Annotated in this window: 9 protein-coding genes; 7 read left to right on the top strand and 2 right to left on the bottom strand. The window is 75.9% G+C overall.

Annotated features, from left to right (window positions below):
- The first annotated feature begins 128 nt into the window (after positions 1-128).
- The 5 genes from DEJ49_RS00600 to DEJ49_RS00585 all read left to right on the top strand — a co-directional run bounded on the left by DEJ49_RS00600 (position 129) and on the right by DEJ49_RS00585 (position 8,556).
- On the top strand, positions 129-1,655 hold the full coding sequence (locus DEJ49_RS00600) for an MFS transporter (protein WP_150181852.1): 1,527 nt from the start codon (positions 129-131) through the stop codon (positions 1,653-1,655).
- Between the two features lie 468 nt (positions 1,656-2,123).
- Entirely contained in the window at positions 2,124-3,134 is a 1,011-nt protein-coding gene (gene mvk, locus DEJ49_RS00595) for a mevalonate kinase (protein WP_223832664.1), read from the top strand.
- Between the two features lie 789 nt (positions 3,135-3,923).
- Entirely contained in the window at positions 3,924-4,094 is a 171-nt protein-coding gene (locus DEJ49_RS35835; RefSeq protein ID WP_190329227.1) for a hypothetical protein, read from the top strand.
- Between the two features lie 345 nt (positions 4,095-4,439).
- Positions 4,440-6,407 (top strand): FAD/NAD(P)-binding protein, encoded by a 1,968-nt coding sequence (locus DEJ49_RS00590; RefSeq protein WP_150181850.1) that lies wholly within the window; start codon positions 4,440-4,442, stop codon positions 6,405-6,407.
- Positions 6,408-6,885: 478 nt separating this feature from the next.
- Entirely contained in the window at positions 6,886-8,556 is a 1,671-nt protein-coding gene (locus DEJ49_RS00585; protein ID WP_150181849.1) for a lyase family protein, read from the top strand.
- A gap of 797 nt (positions 8,557-9,353) precedes the next feature.
- Here the strand turns inward: DEJ49_RS00585 and DEJ49_RS00580 are convergent.
- Both DEJ49_RS00580 and DEJ49_RS00575 read right to left on the bottom strand, forming a co-directional pair.
- Positions 9,354-9,536, bottom strand: coding sequence for a hypothetical protein (locus DEJ49_RS00580; RefSeq protein ID WP_150163957.1), 183 nt, complete (start codon positions 9,534-9,536; stop codon positions 9,354-9,356).
- Complete coding sequence (locus DEJ49_RS00575; RefSeq protein WP_150181848.1) at positions 9,533-10,159, bottom strand: hypothetical protein; 627 nt, start codon at positions 10,157-10,159, stop codon at positions 9,533-9,535. Before DEJ49_RS00575 ends, DEJ49_RS00580 begins: the two co-directional genes overlap by 4 nt.
- A 760-nt stretch (positions 10,160-10,919) precedes the next feature.
- On the opposite strand from DEJ49_RS00575, the gene DEJ49_RS00570 reads away from it, so the two are divergent.
- Together DEJ49_RS00570 and DEJ49_RS00565 are read left to right on the top strand one after the other, a co-directional pair.
- A complete protein-coding gene (locus DEJ49_RS00570; RefSeq protein ID WP_150181847.1) occupies positions 10,920-11,987 on the top strand; it encodes a polyprenyl synthetase family protein in 1,068 nt (355 codons plus the stop codon).
- An 842-nt stretch (positions 11,988-12,829) separates the two neighbouring features.
- Positions 12,830-15,163, top strand: a complete 2,334-nt coding sequence (locus DEJ49_RS00565; protein ID WP_150181846.1) for an FAD-dependent oxidoreductase — start codon at positions 12,830-12,832, stop codon at positions 15,161-15,163.
- Positions 15,164-15,736: the final 573 nt, after the last annotated feature.

Here is a 15,736-nt window from a genome sequence, read left to right as displayed (position 1 = left end):
CGTCGTCGTACCGGTGGAGACGGCGCCACCCCGCGCACAGCGGGCGCGGGCCCCTCACCGGCGCCGGCCGGAATGTCCGCGCGGGTGGCCTTCTTGGTCGCACATCATTCGGAGGAAGTAATCAGGCCATGAGTACTCTCGACAAAGAGTCCACGGGCGGGGCGCAAGCCCCCGCTGCCGACCCGCGGCGATGGAAAGCGCTGGCCATTTTGGCCGCCATTCAGTTCATGCTCGTCATGGACGTCACGATTGTGCTCGTCGCGCTTCCCGAAATCGACAAGGATCTGACCTTCAACCCGACCGGTGACCTCGCCTGGGTCATCAACGGCTATGTGCTGACGGCCGGCGGATTCCTGCTCCTTGGCGGCCGGCTGGCCGACATGTACGGCCGCCGCAAGATCTTCATGGTCGGTGTGGTCTGCTTCGGTGTCGCCTCGGCCACCTGCGGCGCCGCGATGTCCTCCGGCATGCTGGTCTCCAGCCGCTTCGTGCAGGGTCTGGGCGAGGCGCTGTGCGGCCCGGCCGCACTCGGCATGATCCCCGTGCTCTTCCCCGACGCCAAGGAGCGGATGAAGGCGCTCGGCGTGTGGGGCGGCACCGCCGCCCTGGGCGGCGTCATCGGATCGGTCGTCTCCGGCGCCCTGACCGAGTACGTCGACTGGCGCTGGATCTTCTACATCAACATCCCCATCGCGCTCGCCGCGCTCATCCTGGTGCCCAAGGTCATGCCGGAGAGCCGCATGGAGCGCGAGGGCCGCAGCGTCGACGTCGTCGGCGCGGTCTCCATCACCGGCGGTCTCGTCGCCGTCGTCTACGGCCTGATCAAGGCCGCCGACCACTCCTGGGGCTCCTCCACCGTGCTGCTCCCGCTGCTCGGCGGCATCGGCGTGCTGCTCCTGGCGGCCATCTGGGAGACGCGGATCTCCGACCCGATGGTGCCCATCCGCTTCTTCACCAACCGCACCCGCGTCACCTCCAACGTCGTGACCCTGGCGCTGCTGGCCAGCTTCCACTGCTACGCCTTCCTGCTCATCCTCTACATGCAGAAGGTCCTCGGCTACTCCGCGATCAAGTCCGGCATGGCCGTGGTGCCACTCGCCTTCGCGATGGGCGCCGGCATGGGCGCCGCCTCCGCGCTGATGCCCCGCATCGGCGTCAAGGCGGTCCTGGCCATCGGCTTCGGCGGCGCCGCCGCGGGCCTGCTCGTCGCCTCCACCCTGGAGGCCGACTCCTCCTACGTCGGCGGCGTCCTGCCCGGCATGATCGTGTTCGGCCTGTTCAGCGCCATGTGCTACCCGGCCCTGGTCAACGGCGCGCTCTACCAGGTCACCGGCAAGGACTCCGGCCTGGCCTCCGGCGTGCAGACCGCCATGCAGCAGATCGGCGGCGCGCTCGGCCTGGCCACCCTGGTGCCGCTGGCCATCCGCTACACCACCGACCACATCGGCGACGGCGTCATCCCCACCGTCGCGCAGGCCGACGGCGCCTCGCGGGCCTTCCAGGTCGGCGCCATCCTGGTGGCCGTCGCCGCGGTGCTCGTCGTCGTCCTGATGCAGAAGGTCGACGCCACCCCGCGCAACGTGCTCGCCGAGGCCGAGGGGGAGCCCGACGCGGAGACGGCCCAGCGGCCCGCCGCCACCGGCGTCTCCTCGTGACAGCCGTGCCGCGCTGACCCCGTGACGCCGTCGCACGACTGACGGCCCGTTCTGCCCGTACCGCCCCCGGGTCCTGCCCCGGGGGCGGTACGGGCTTTTCCCCGTCCCGTATTTCCCCCGCATTTCCCGGTACGTGACCCACACCACCCCAAGGCGCTCTAGTCGCGGCCTCATCGCGCGTGTCACTATTCCAGTGCGTCCACCCTGCCCAAATGCCGTACCGGGGCCGGGAATTGGGGCCGGGCGCCCCGTAGCGGAAATCCGGTGAGGCGCAAGGCGCCCCGGGCCGGGCGCGGGCGTTACGGCTTACGTCTTCACGTACCCCTCGTACGCCTGCCGTTTCCTCACCCCTTCCTTCCTTCCTTCCTGCCTTCCTGCCTTCCTGCCTTCCTTCCTCCTTCCTCCTTCCTTCCGAGAAGTCTGGACGATGCGATCTCCATGCGGAAAACACCAGGGGAGCTGAGCGCGTTGACACCACCGGCCCCGGACACCGCCCCCGCCCGCCGGGCCCGCACGGTCGGGGTCGGCCGCGCCCACGCCAAGACGATCCTGCTGGGCGAGCACGCCGTGGTCTACGGGGCGCCCGCCCTGGCGCTGCCGGTGCCGCAGCTGGCGGTCACGGCCAGCGCCGGCTGGTCCGCGCCCGGCCCCGGCCGCACCGGCGGGGTGTCGTTGACGATGACCGGCTCCCCGTCCCGGCCGGTGGCCACCGAAGCCTCCGACGGGCTGCGGCAGCTGGCCGCCGAGTTCCGCGCCACCGTGGACGTGGCCCAGGACGTGCACCTGGAAGTGATCCTGGACTGCGCGATCCCGCCCGGCCGCGGCCTCGGCTCCAGCGCCGCCTGCGCCCGCGCCGTGGTCCTGGCGCTGGCCGACCTCTTCGGCCGCGAGGTCGACGCGCGGACGGTCTTCGACCTGGTGCAGAGCGCCGAGAACGTGGCCCACGGCCGGGCCAGCGGCGTCGACGCCACCGCCGTGGGCGCACCCGGCCCCGTGCTGTTCCAGCAGGGCACCGCGAGGGACCTGCAGGTGGGCTGCGAAGGCCTGTTCATCGTCGCCGACAGCGGCGAGGTGGGCCGCACCAAGGACGCGGTGACCCGGCTGCGCGACGGCTTCACCCGCCACCCCGGCAGCCGGCACCACTTCCTGCGCCGCGCCGCCCTGCTGACCGACCGGGCCCGCCAGGCCCTGGCCCAGGACACCCCCGACGAACTCGGCCCCTACCTGACCGCCTATCACCACCTGCTGCGCGAGGCCCGGTTGAGCACCGAGCGCATCGACGCGCTGGTCGAGGCAGCCCTGGCCGCGGGCAGCCTCGGCGCGAAGATCACCGGAGGCGGGCTGGGCGGCTGCATGATCGCGCTGGTCCCCTCCGACCAGGCCGGCACGGTCACCCGCCGCCTCCACGCGGCCGGCGCCCAGCAGACCTGGGTCCTCCCCCTGACCCCCCGCACGCCCAGCCACCACGACGGCACCTGACCTACGCCACCCTCCCGCACCCGGCACCGCCCGGTGCCGCCGGCGCCCCCCCCGTACCCCGAGGCCGTCCTGCACCGCGGCACCGTCCTGCGCCACGGCACCGTCCCGAACCTCGGCACTGTCCCGCACCTGGCACCGTCCGGTGCCTCCGGCGTCACCCTGTGCCTTGACGCCGTCCTGCGCCGCGGCACCGTCCCGAACCTCGGCACTGTCCCGCCCCCGGCACCGTCCGGTGCCTCCGGCGCCACCCTGTGCCTTGACGCCGTCCTGCGCCGCGGCACCGTCCCGAACCTCGGCACTGTCCCGCCCCCGGCACCGCCCGGTGCCTCCGGCGTCACCCTGTGCCTTGACGCCGTCCTGCGCCGCGGCACCGTCCCGAACCTCGGCACTGTCCCGCGCCCGGCACCGTCCGGTGCCTCGGGGCACCAGCCCGTGCCCCGACGCCGTCCCGCGCCGCGGAATGCCTCGGCGCCACCCCGTACCCCCGGGCACTGTCCCGTGCCAAGAGGTCACCCCGCACCCCTGGCGCCATCCCGCACTACCCGGCACCATCCCGTGCCCCGGCACCATTGCGCACCACCCGAACCACCTCGGACCACGGCACCACCCCGTGACCTGGCACCACCCCGTGCCCCGGCACCATCCGTGCCCTGGCACCATCCCGTGCCCTGGCGCCACCCCGTGGCCTGGCACCATCCCGACCCCCGGCACCACCCCGTGCCACCGGGCACCACCCACCCACCTACCTACCCACGCACTGACGCACTGACAGACGAGAGGAGCAGGCACATGGATGCCAACAGCACCGTGTACGGGCTCGGCTGTGGCCTCGGCGTGGCCGGCGGCCCGCTCGTCCGGCCCCGTCACGACCAGCCCGGTGAGGGCGACCCGACTCTGTTTCCGCCGACGCGCGTAGGAGGCGGCCGTCCGGCCGCGGGGCCGACCCGGCGCGCATGGTGAACGGCTACCGTCCGCCCCGCGACAGCGGGTGACGGCGGCGCAGCAGGGACGCGGGGGAAGCACCCGCGGCGCGGCACACCGCCCGCCGCCGCCCCCGCCGACCCGTCTTCCCCTGCCGCACGTGCCGCCGTATGCCCACACCCTCCCGCCGCCCAGCCGGCGCGCCCGGGTGTGGTCCGCCGCCGGGTGAGGTCTGCCCTCGGCGGCGGGGCGTGCGCACGCCTGCCACCGGGCCCGGCCCGGCGACAGGCCCGGACCCGGCCCGCCACCGCCCCGTTGGAGGGGCGGCCCCCGCGCTGCGCCGTGGTCCTCGCCCCGTTGCGTGACCAGCAGAAACGGTTAGTCATGACAGTGAGCCCTCGCACGGTGTGCGTGGTAGGTGCCGGACCCCGCGGCCTGTCCGTACTCGAGCGCCTGTGCGCCAACGCCCGCCTGCGGCCGCAGGACGGCCCCGTCCACATCCATGTGATCGACCCCTGCCCGCCCGGCGCCGGCCGGGTATGGCGCACCGACCAGTCCCCGCACCTGCTCATGAACACCGTGGCCGGACAGATCTCGGTGTTCACCGACGCCAGCGTCGACCTGGCGGGCCCGCTGGAGCCGGGGCCCAGCCTGCACGAGTGGGCCCGCGCGCTGGCCGCGGGCGAGATCGAGGGCACGTATCCGCACGACGTACTGGCCCAGGCCCGCGCGCTGGGCCCCGACACCTATCCCACCCGCGCCTTTTACGGCCACTACCTGCGCTGGGCCTGCCGGCGCGTGGTGCGCGGCGCGCCCGGCCGGGTGCACGTCACCTTCCACCGCGCCCTGGCCGTGGCCCTGGACGACGAGCCCGCCCCGCAAACGGGCCCGGAAGCGCAGGTCGGGGTGCGTCAGCGGGTGCGGCTGGCCGACGGCACGGTGCTCGGCGGGCTGGACGCCGTCATCCTGTGCCAGGGCCACCTGCCGGCCGCCGCGGATGAGGCGGAGCGGGCCTTTGCCGGGCGCGCCCGTGCCGCGGGGGTGCACCACCTGGCGCCGGCCAACCCGGCCGATGTGGACCTGCGGGCGCTGGCGCCGGGCATGCGGGTGCTGCTGCGCGGCCTGGGCCTGAACTTCTTCGACTACCTGGCCCGGCTCACCGCCGGCCGCGGCGGCACCTTCACCCGCCGCGGCGGCCGGCTGTCCTACCGGGCCTCGGGCCAGGAGCCGCGGCTGTACGCGGGATCGCGGCGCGGCATTCCCTACCAGGCACGCGGGGAGAACCAGAAGGGCCCCCACGGCCGGCACGAGCCGCGGCTGCTGACCGCCGCGCACATCGCCGCGCTGCGCCGCGAACACGCCGTAAGCGGGCTGGACTTCCGGCGCGATGTGTGGCCGCTGGTCGCCCGCGAGGCGGAGGCCGTCTACTACGCCACGCTGCTGCGCTCGCGCGGCGAGGCGCTGCCGGCCCGCCAGCTGGAGGCCGCCTGCCTGGCCGCGCCGGCGGGGGAGGGGCACCTGCGGGCGGTGCTGGAGGAGTACGGCATCGGCGAGAAGGACCGCCTGGACTGGGAGCTGCTGGCCCGCCCCTGGCGCGGGCGGGAGTTCACCGGCCCCGAAGACTTCACCGGCTGGCTCCTGGACCAGCTGCGCCAGGACGTGGCCGAGGCGCGGGCCGGCAACGTCAACGGGCCCCTGAAGGCGGCCCTGGACGTGCTGCGGGACCTGCGCAACGAGATCCGCCTGGCCGTCGACCACGGCGGTCTGGACGGCGACTCCCACCGCACCGACCTGGACGGCTGGTACACACCGCTCAACGCGCACCTGTCCATCGGCCCGCCGGCGCGGCGGGTGGAGGAGATGACCGCGCTGATCGAGGCGGGGGTGCTGGAGGTGATCGGTCCCGGCCTGCGCGTGGAGGTGCAGGACGGGCGCTGCACGGTCCTGTCCCCGCTGGTGCCCGGCTCGGCGCGGCAGGTGGACGCGGTCGTGGAGGCCCGGCTGCCCGCGATCACGCTGCGCCGCACCGGGGACCGGCTGCTGCGCCACCTGCTGGCCACCGGCCAGTGCACCGCCCACCGCATCCGCACCCGCACCGGCCGGCCCTTCGACAGCGACGGGCTGGCCGTCACCGAACGCCCCTTCCGCCTGATCGACGCGGCGGGCCGCCCCCATCCGCACCGCTACGCCTTCGGTGTGCCGACCGAAGCGGTGCACTGGGTGACGGCCGCGGGCATCCGCCCCGGCGTCAACTCGGTCACCCTCACCGACGCGGACGCGATCGCCCGCGCCGCCCTGCACACCCCGACCCCCACCCCATCCACGACCACCTTCGACCGAGCCACCACGTGACCGCCCCCCGCATCCGCCGGACGACACCGGCCCGGCCGGGCCGGCAGCCCCACTGGCAACTGCTCCGCCCTGGACCGTCGTTGAGCCGGGGGCCCGTCGTGCCGCCGGTATGTATCGCCGGCCCTTCCGCGCGGCGGCAAGCGCTTCGCCTTGGGTCTACGTCGAGTCGCGGGAGGAGGGGGAGTCTGCCGTGCCGCCGGCGTGCCGCAGGCCCTTCCGTGCGGCGGCAACCGCCGTGCTCCGGGCCGACGTCGAGCCGCGCGGGTGGAAGGGGTGGCCGTCGTGCCGCCGGCCCTTCCGTCCGGGGGCGGCCGTCTCGCCCTGGGCCGATGCCGAGCCGTGGGGCGCAAGGCGGCGCCCTCGTGCTGCCACCGTGCCCTCGGCCCTTCCCTCCGGCGGCAACCGGCCCGGCCGGTCCCGGGAGTTGGGCGGGGCCGGGTGCCGGGTCCTCGTATCGAACAGGAAGCAGGAGTCACCCATGAGTGCTGACCCTTCACCCGTGCCGCCGCCCCCGCCCGGGACGGATGCGGCGGGGCCGGACGGGGTGGGATCTGAAGCCGGGCTGTTGGCGCCCGTGTGGGCCGGGGTGCCGGTGGCGGGGGCGGTGGGGGACCGGGCGTGGCTGCAGGCCATGCTCGATGCCGAGGCGGGGCTGAGCCGGGCGCAGGCACGCCTTGGCACCGTGCCCCAGGACGCCGCCCGCACGATCACCCGGGCGGCGGCCGCACAGCACCTGGACGTGGCGGCCCTGGCCGTGCGGGCCCGCCAGTCCGCCAACCCGGTGGTGGCCCTGGTACGGGAGTTCACCGCACTGGTCGCCGCCCAGGACCCGGCCGCGGCCGCCTACGTGCACCGCGGCTCCACCAGCCAGGACATCTTCGACACGGCCGCCATGCTCGTCGCCCGGCGGGCCCTGGCCCTGATCCGCGCCGACCTGGCCCGCGCCGAACAGGCGCTGGCCGCGCTGGCCCGTACCCACCGCGACACCGTGATGGCCGGCCGCACCCTGGCCCTGCACGCGGTGCCCACCACCTTCGGCTGCAAGGCCGCGGGCTGGCGCCACCTGGTGCTGGACGCCGCCGACCGGCTCGCCGCGCTGGAGGCGGCGGCGCCCGTCCAGCTGGGCGGGGCCGCCGGCACGCTGGCCGGCTACCTCGCCCACGCGCCGGGCGCCGACCCCGCCGCCTACGTCCAGGACCTGACCGAGGCGTTCGCCGCCGAAGTGGGGCTGCGCGCCCCGCTGCTGCCCTGGCACGTGCTGCGCACCCCGGTGGCCGACCTGGCCCAGGGCGCCGCGTTCACCTGCGCCGCGCTCGGCAAGATCGCCGTGGACGTACTGTCGCTGACCCGCACCGAGGTCGGCGAGGTGCACGAACCGGCGCCCGCCGGGCGCGGCGCGTCCTCGGCGATGCCGCACAAGCAGAACCCCGTCCTGGCCACCGCCATCCGCTCCGCCGCCCTGCAGGCCCCGCCGCTGGCGGCCGGCGTGCTGGGCTGCATGCTGAGCGAGGACGAGCGCTCGGCCGGCGCCTGGCACGCCGAGTGGGAGCCGCTGCGCGCCCTGCTGCGGCTGGCCGGGGGCGCGGCCCACCAGGCCGCGGAGCTCGTGGCGCAGCTGCGCGTCGATGCCGCCCGGATGGAGGCCAACACCGCCCTGACCGGCGGCCGCATCGTCTCCGAACGGATCGCCGCCGTCCTGGCGCCGCGGCTGGGCCGGGCCGCCGCCCGCGACCTGCTGGACGCCGCATCGGCCCGGTCCGCCGCCGGCGGCCGGCCGCTGGCCGAGGTCCTGGGCCAGGACCCGCGCGCGGCCGCCGCACTGCGCGACGCCGGGCCCGGCGCAGACCCGGGGGGCGACCTGTTCGCCCCCCGGGCCTACACCGGGGCGGCCGCCGCGCTGACCGACCGCGCCCTGACCCGCCCCGCCCCGCCCCCACCGTCCAAGACACCCGCGCCACCCGAGGCACCCGCGTCGCCCGAGGCACCCGCGCCGCCCGCAACACCCGCGCCGTCCGAGACGCCCGCGCCGTCCGCGACTCCCGCACCGTCTGCGCCTTCTGCGGCCCCCGTGCCCCCCGCCCCGCCCGCGCCGCCCAACCAGGGAGGGGGGCTCTGCGCCGCCGACGGCGAGGCGGCCACCGGCCCCTGACGACGGTGAGGGCGGCCACCAGCCCCCGGGCGGGCGGCGTGGGCGGCCATCGGCCCCCGGGCGACCGTGAGGGTGGCCACCGGCCCCCGGCGACGGTGAGGGCCGCCACCGACCCGGGCGACGGCGAGGGTGGCCACCGGCCCCCGGCGACGGTGAGGGCGGCCACCGTCCCCCGGGCGACGACGAAGGCCACCGCCGACCCCGGGCGACGACGAAGGCGGCCCCGGCCCCCCGGGGGCGACGGTGAGGGCGGCACCGTCCCCCGAGCGACGGCGGAGGCCACCGCCGACCCCGGGTGACAGCGAGGGCGGCCACTGACCCGGGTGCCGGTGAAGGCCGCCACCGGCCCCCGGGGGCGACGGCGAGGCGTCCCCTGGCCCCCGGTGACGGTGAGGGCGGCTACCGACCCCCGGGGCGATGGTGAGGGCGGCCACCGACCCGGGTGACGGTGAAGGCCGCCACCGGCCCCCGAGGCGCGTCCCCTGGCCCCCGGCGACGGCGAAAGCGGCCACCGTCCCCTGGGCGACGGCGAAGGCCGCCACCGACTCCGGTGACGGTGAGGGCGGCCCCCGGTGACGGTGAGGGCGGCCACCGTCCCCCGAGCGGTGGCGAGGCGGCGGCCCCCGGGGCGATGGCGAGGTGGCGCCCGCCCCCCCGGCGACGGCGAGGGCGGCCACCCCCCCGGCGACGGCGAAGGCCGCCACCGCCCCCGCTCCAGGCGGGGTCTCGATGGCGGCCTGCGCCGCGGGCAAGGCAAGCGGCCCCGAGGGGCCGGCGAGGGCGCTCACGGACCTCGCTCAGCGCTGGCGCTGCAGAGCGATCTCCGTGAGCTCTTCTATGTCGAACTGGGAGCGGCCCGGTGTGCCGTAGCGGGTTATCTTGCCCCGGCTCACCCACTTGCGAATGGTCGCTTCGGACACACCCGTGGCCAGTGCGGCCACATTCGTGGGAACGAGCCGGTGGCGCGGCGGTCGGTTCATGCGGCGTCCTTCCTTTGCCGGTCCATGAGATGCCGGATGGTGAGCAATTCGCGCATTTCCCAGGAATGGCCCGACGAACAGCTGACACTGCCCCGGACCGCCGGCCGCGCGGGGCGCGGCGACGCATTGATCGTCCCCGGGCAGTCGTCCACGACACACCCGATGACCGGCGCCTTCTCATCCTCGGAATCCGGGTCGATGGCCCGCAGCGATTCCATCTGGAGACTCTCGACTTCATCGGCGAATTCGGCGGCCGGCGGCTGCGTCGCAAGCCACTCCAGATGGAGAATCAAAAAGCAGGCCAGATGCGGTACGGAACGCCCGGGAGCGGCCACCCCCCGCTTTTCCACGACAAAACCGGACCACGACTCCAGGATCGCGAGAATATTGTTCCTGGCATCGAGCGCGGAAATGTTCAGATGATCCCGCCTGCGGCTGCCCGACACCTTTGTCGGGTTCCGCCGCCGGGACGTCGACAGAATGTGGTGCAGTCCTTCCTGGTGGAGACCGGGAAGGGTGCGCAGGTTGCGCTCCAGCTGCTCGACACAGCCGGTGCACAGGACGGCGCCGGCGGCGACAGGGACCTGCCGGTCATGGTTCCTGGGGCATGAGTGAAACTCCATTGAATCTCCTTCATGAGCTGACGCGCCCCGCACCCGGCACGAAGACACACGTCTCCCGTACCGGATGCCGCAGTGAATTGCTGAATCGATGGCCCCCGGAAAGGGAAAGAGTGGGGGGCGTGGCCGGAGCCTTCGGATGCGGGCCGCTGAACGGTCATCACGTCGCAACGTGGCGGAACGGTCCCGTTCAGGAAATTCCGGCAAAGAATTCAGGCCCGGCCCTATAGGCGCAGGCCCTGATGCACTCAGTGAATACGGCTGTCATGTGCGGTCCATCCCCCCGATGTGTCCCCGGACCCCACCGCCGCCTAGTCACGGCTATGGGTGCCCTCGGAGAGTTCCATGACCGGTCGGGGGGTGTCAACGTGCGTCCCACCGGGAAGGGAGCGGTAATCCAGCGGTTGTAAATTTTTCATTTCGTAATCGATCTGCCCTAAAGGGGAATTTGAGATTCCTCTTTTCTAAAGGAGAACTCCAGGGTTCTTCATGTTTCGCTTTGGACGGATGACGCCCTGCTTTACCGCCCCCGCCCCCGCCCCCGCCCCCGCCCCCGCCCCCGCCCCCGCCCTCTGCTCCCTGCCCCGCGCCCCTCCCGGCGCCGTTCCCCAGACCTCTCCCGACCCCCCTGCCGCGCGCCCCCGTCCGGGGCCCTCCCTCCGGGACCCCTTCCGGCCCCTCCGGCCGGCGGCCCGCCCCCGGCCGCCCGGTGACACCGCCCCCTGCCCCACCTCAACGCAAGGGAAAAGCTGTGGCTATGGAAATGGCCTGTATCGAAACCGACGGAACCGACCAGGAATTGGCCGCGACCGCGCGCCGCACCCGCGACGATCTGCTGGAGAGAATGGAGGGACACCTGCGCGCCTTCCTCTCCGCCGAGCACGAGTTATGGGCAGACGTGAACGACCGCGCGGTCGGCGCCGTGGACGCGCTGAGCGAACTGGTCGCGGCGGGCGGCAAACGCATCCGCCCCGCCTTCTGCATCGCCGGCTACCTCGCCGCCGACGGCGACCCCGCCGACCCCGCCGTCGTCTCGGCCGCCGCCGCCCTGGAGATGCTGCACGCCTCCGCCCTCATCCACGACGACGTCATCGACGCCTCCAGCCACCGGCGCGGCCTGCCCACCGTGCACGCCCACCACAGCGCGCTGCACGCCGCCCGCGCCTGGCAGGGCGAATCGCGCCGCTACGGCGAAGGCGTCGCCCTGCTGGTCGGCGACCTCGCCCTGGTCTACAGCGAACAGCTGATGAGCGCCGCGCCCGCGGCAGTGCAGGGAGTGTGGAACACGCTGCGCTCGGAGCTGATGATCGGCCAGTACATGGACATGACCGCGGCCGCCGAGTTCTCCGTCGACCCGCGGCTGTCCCGCTGGATCGCCCTGGCCAAGTCCGGCCACTACACCATCCACCGCCCCCTGGCCGTCGGCGCGAGCGCGGCCGGCCGCCCCGACCTGGCCCCCGCCTTCGCCAAGTACGGCGAGGCGGTGGGCGAGGCGTTCCAGCTCCGCGACGACCTGCTGGACGCCTTCGGCGACTCCGCGCACACCGGCAAACCCGCGGGCCTCGACTTCCAGCAGCACAAGATGACCCTGCTGCTGGGCTGGGCGATGCAGCGCGACGAACGCATCCACAGCCTGATCACCGAGCCCGGCCACACCCCCGACGAGGTGCGCCGCCGCCTGGTGGACACCGGCGTCCCCGACGACGTCGAAAAACACATCGCCGCCCTGGTCGAACAGGGCTGCGACGCCATCGCCGACGTGCCCATCGACCCGGTGTGGCGCACGGAACTGACGGCGATGGCCACGCAGGTCGCCTACCGCACCACCTGACCGCCACCCGTCCCGGCCCCTGGTGCCGCCCCGCCCCCTCCGGGGGGCCGGCGGGGGCGGCGCCCGGGCTCCGGCCGGACCAACCCCCGCCAGCACCCGCGGGGTTGGGTTTCAGGGGTACGTTGCGCTGCCCTGCGTACCGGTAGTACCAGCAGGAGTTACGCGCCCTCTGCGGGCCCGGCAGCGGCGCGCCGGACGCCGCCACTTCCGGTCAACTCCCGCCCGGCCGCGCACCGTTCACGCCAGACCCCTCGCGGGGGAGGGCTGCCCCGGGAGCGCTCCCCTCCGCAAGACGCCGCCTGCGAAGCCGCCGTGCCCCCGCGGCAGGCGAACCCCCTGAGCACCCGCCCCGCGACCACACCCCCACCCCGGCGGCCGCCCCGCGACCGCACCCCCCGGCGGGCGGCCCTCTCCGCACCCCCACCCCGGCGGGCAGCCCTCTCCGTGTCCCCCGGACGGGGCCGGCCGCGCCCCGCACCCCCCGGACAGGGCCGGCCGCGCCCCGCACCCCCCCCAGCAACGCCCCATACCCCCCGCCCGAGCCCCGCGACCTCCGCTCGACGTCCGCCACAGCCCCTGTCGCGGCCGCCTCGAGGACCGCTTGACCGCTGGCCTCGGCCCGCGCCGCGCCCGGACCGGGGACCGGTCCGGGCGGCGGGCGCGCGCATGCGGTCTCACCAGGGAGATCGGGGCGCGCCCGGCCGGGCGGGGGCGCTGCCGGGGACGGGCCGGGCGCGGGGACGGCAAGGGCGGGGGAGCGGTGGGGGGTTGGGCAAATCCCGCCGTACGGGCGCGCGCACGCCGCATGATGCAACCACGAACGCACCGGAAGGGCGGCCGAGATGAGTCAGGACGCACGCGGCGTCGAGCAGAGCGGGGGCCGCGGCCACGCCGTGGTGATCGGCGCCGGCCTCGCCGGGCTCACCGCCGCGCGGGCCCTGGCCAACTCCATGGACCACGTCACCGTCATCGAGCGCGACCACCTGCCGCGCGGCGCCGCCCGCCGCCGCGGCCTGCCCCAGGCCCGGCACACCCACAGCCTCACCACCACCGCCCAGCAGGGCCTGGAGGAACTCTTCCCCGGCATCGGCGCCGACTTCGCCCGCGCCGGCGCGGTCCGCATCCGCCTGCCCCAGGACGCGCTGGTCCTGGGCCCGGCCGGCTGGCTGCCCCGCTTCGACGCGGACCTGTCGATGCTCAGCGCCTCCCGCGACCTGATCGACGCCGTCCTGCGCGCCCGGCTGCGCGCCGAACCCGCGGTCACCTTCCTGGCCGGCCACGAGGTGCAGGGTCTTCAGGGCGGCCCCAACGACACCGTCACCGGCGTCTGGACCCGCCGGCGCGAGCGGCCCGGCCCCGGCGGTGCGGGCCCGCACCGCCTCATACCCGCCGACTTCGTGGTGGACGCCTCCGGACACGCCTCCCGCGCCCCCCACTGGCTGGCCGGCCTCGGCTACGAGCCGCCCCGCGAAACGGTCGTGCCCGCCCGCACCACGTACGCCTCCACCGTCTTCGCCCCGCCCCTCGGCCACGTCGCCGACTGGCAGAGCCTGCTGCTCACGGCCGCGCCCGGCCACCCCCGCCAGGGGGCCCTCAACGTCATCGAGGGCGGCCGCCTCGCGCTCACCCTCACCTTCGCCGACGGCACCCCGCCGCCCACCGACCACGCAGCGCTGCTGCACGCGGCGGGCCTGCTGCGCCACCCGCTGCTGCGCGACGTCATCGAGAGCGCGACCCCGCTGGGCCCGGTGCACACCTGCACCCGCACCGAGAACCGCTGGCGCCACTACGACCAACTGCGCCGCTGGCCCGACCAGTTCCTGGTGATGGGCGACGCCCTGGCCGTCACCGACCCCGCCCACGGCCAGGGCATGACCCTGGCCGTGCAGAGCGCCCTCGTCCTGGACGGCATGCTCAGCGGCCACGGCACGACGGTGGGCCTGGCCTACCGCCTGCGCCGCGCCCTGGCCCACCGGCTGTCCCCCGCCTGGCAGTCCAGCACCCGCCACCTACGCACCACAGGCCCCGCCCCCGCAGTGGCCCCCCACTCTGCAGGCGCAGGCACGACAGCCGCCCCGGACGCGGCGAGCGCCCCTGCCGCAGCAGGTACGCCAGCAGCCGTCCCCGGCACCGCAGGCACGGCCAGCACCGCAGGCACGGCGGGCGCGCCGAGCACGGCGGACGCCCCTGACACCGCCGCCGCCGCAGCCCCGGCGGGCCAACTCGACCCAGCCGCTTCCGGTGCCGCAGGCGTGACGGGCGCGGCAGGCCTAGCAGGCGTGGCCGGCACCGCAGGCACCCCCGGCCCTGGAGGGGCCGCAGGTGCGGCGGGCTCGGCGGGCTCGGCGGGCACCGCGGACGTCCCTGATACCGCTGGTGCCGCAGCCCCGGCGGGCCAACTCGACCCTGCCGCCGCTTCCGGTGCCGCAGGCGTGACGGGCGCGGCGGGTGCGGCAGCTCCGCCCGGGGCGGCAGATGTGGCGGGCACCCTCGACCCTGCACCCGCCTTCGGCGCCGCAGGCATGCCGGGCGCGGCAGGTGCGGCAGTTCCCACCGGCGCCGCAGACGCGCCAGACACCGTCGGCGCAGCAGGTACGACAGCCGCCCCCGGTTCCGCAGGCGCGCGCAGCCCTGCAGCCACCCCAGGCAGAACAGCGTCCCCAGGCGTGACGGCCACCGCAGGTGCAGCAGTCACCCCCCGCCCCGCCGCAACGACTCCCAGCCCCGCCACGGCCACCCCGCACCCCCCGGCCGCTCCCGCCACCAACCCGGCCCGCTCCCGCGGCCCGCGGGCCTGGTTCGCGGGCGGATCCCGCACCGCCGACCCAGGCCGGCCGCCCCGCGGTCTGCGGGCCTGGCTGGCCCGGCGGGTGACTGCGCGGATCGCCGCCGAGGCCGTCACCGAGCCGTATGCCGCCGCCCGGCTGCTGGCGCGGGTGCAGGCCGTGGGGACGCTCGCCGTGGTGCCCGGTCCGCGCGCCCGCCGGGTCCCCGTCCCGCCGCCCGTGCCGGCGCCGCCCAGCATCACCCACGGCGAGCACGCCCGCCGCCGCCGTGCCCCGGCCCCGGCGGTGCCCGTCATCGGCGTGGCCACCGGCTCGGCCCGCCTGCACCCGGCCGGCTCCTCGGCCCAGTGGCCCGCCCCGGCCCCGGCGGGCGAGCGCCGCCACCCCTGAGACCCACCCCGGCCCGGCCTTGACCCGCCTCTTCCCCGCCGGGCGGGCGCCGCCGCCCCTGCGCCCCGCCCGGGCCCCGGCGGGCGAGCGCCACCACCCCTGAGGCCCACCCCGGCCCGGCCTTGCCCCGCCCCTCCCCGCCGGGCGGGCGCGCCGACACCCCTGAGACCCACCCCAGCCCGGCCCTGACCCGCCTCTTTCCCGCCGGGCAAGCGCCGCCGCCCCTGCGCCCCGCCCCGGCCCCGGCAGGCGAGCGCCGCCACCCCTGAGACCCACCCCGGCCCGGCCTTGAGGAGGCCCGCCCCATCCCCGCCGGACGAGCGCCGCACCCCTGAGACCCACCCCGGTCCCGACCGGCGAGCGCCGCCGCCCTGAGGCCCCCGCCCCCCCGGGGGGAGCCTCCCCCTCCTCCCCCCCGGGGGGAGCCGCCCGCCCCCCGGGAGCCGCCCGCCCCCCGGGAGCCTCCCGCCCCCCGGGCGCGGACAAGGGGGTGCCGGGCGCGAGTGCCAAATGCCCGCGACATAGGCTTCGGGCATGACAAGAGCGCAGCAACTAGCCGCTGTTGAGGCCCAC

The sequence above is a fragment of the Streptomyces venezuelae genome (genome assembly GCF_008642335.1).
GTDB classification, from domain to species: domain Bacteria; phylum Actinomycetota; class Actinomycetes; order Streptomycetales; family Streptomycetaceae; genus Streptomyces; species Streptomyces venezuelae_F.
This window is presented reverse-complemented; position numbering and strand designations above follow the sequence as displayed.

Coding starts and splice junctions, on each gene's coding strand:
- DEJ49_RS00585 (WP_150181849.1), top strand. CDS start 6,886: ATGAGTGCTGACCCTTCACCCGTGCCGCCGCCCCCGCCCGGGACGGAT.
- DEJ49_RS00575 (WP_150181848.1), bottom strand. CDS start 10,159: ATGGAGTTTCACTCATGCCCCAGGAACCATGACCGGCAGGTCCCTGTC.
- DEJ49_RS00600 (WP_150181852.1), top strand. CDS start 129: ATGAGTACTCTCGACAAAGAGTCCACGGGCGGGGCGCAAGCCCCCGCT.
- DEJ49_RS35835 (WP_190329227.1), top strand. CDS start 3,924: ATGGATGCCAACAGCACCGTGTACGGGCTCGGCTGTGGCCTCGGCGTG.
- DEJ49_RS00580 (WP_150163957.1), bottom strand. CDS start 9,536: ATGAACCGACCGCCGCGCCACCGGCTCGTTCCCACGAATGTGGCCGCA.
- DEJ49_RS00590 (WP_150181850.1), top strand. CDS start 4,440: ATGACAGTGAGCCCTCGCACGGTGTGCGTGGTAGGTGCCGGACCCCGC.
- DEJ49_RS00570 (WP_150181847.1), top strand. CDS start 10,920: ATGGCCTGTATCGAAACCGACGGAACCGACCAGGAATTGGCCGCGACC.
- DEJ49_RS00565 (WP_150181846.1), top strand. CDS start 12,830: ATGAGTCAGGACGCACGCGGCGTCGAGCAGAGCGGGGGCCGCGGCCAC.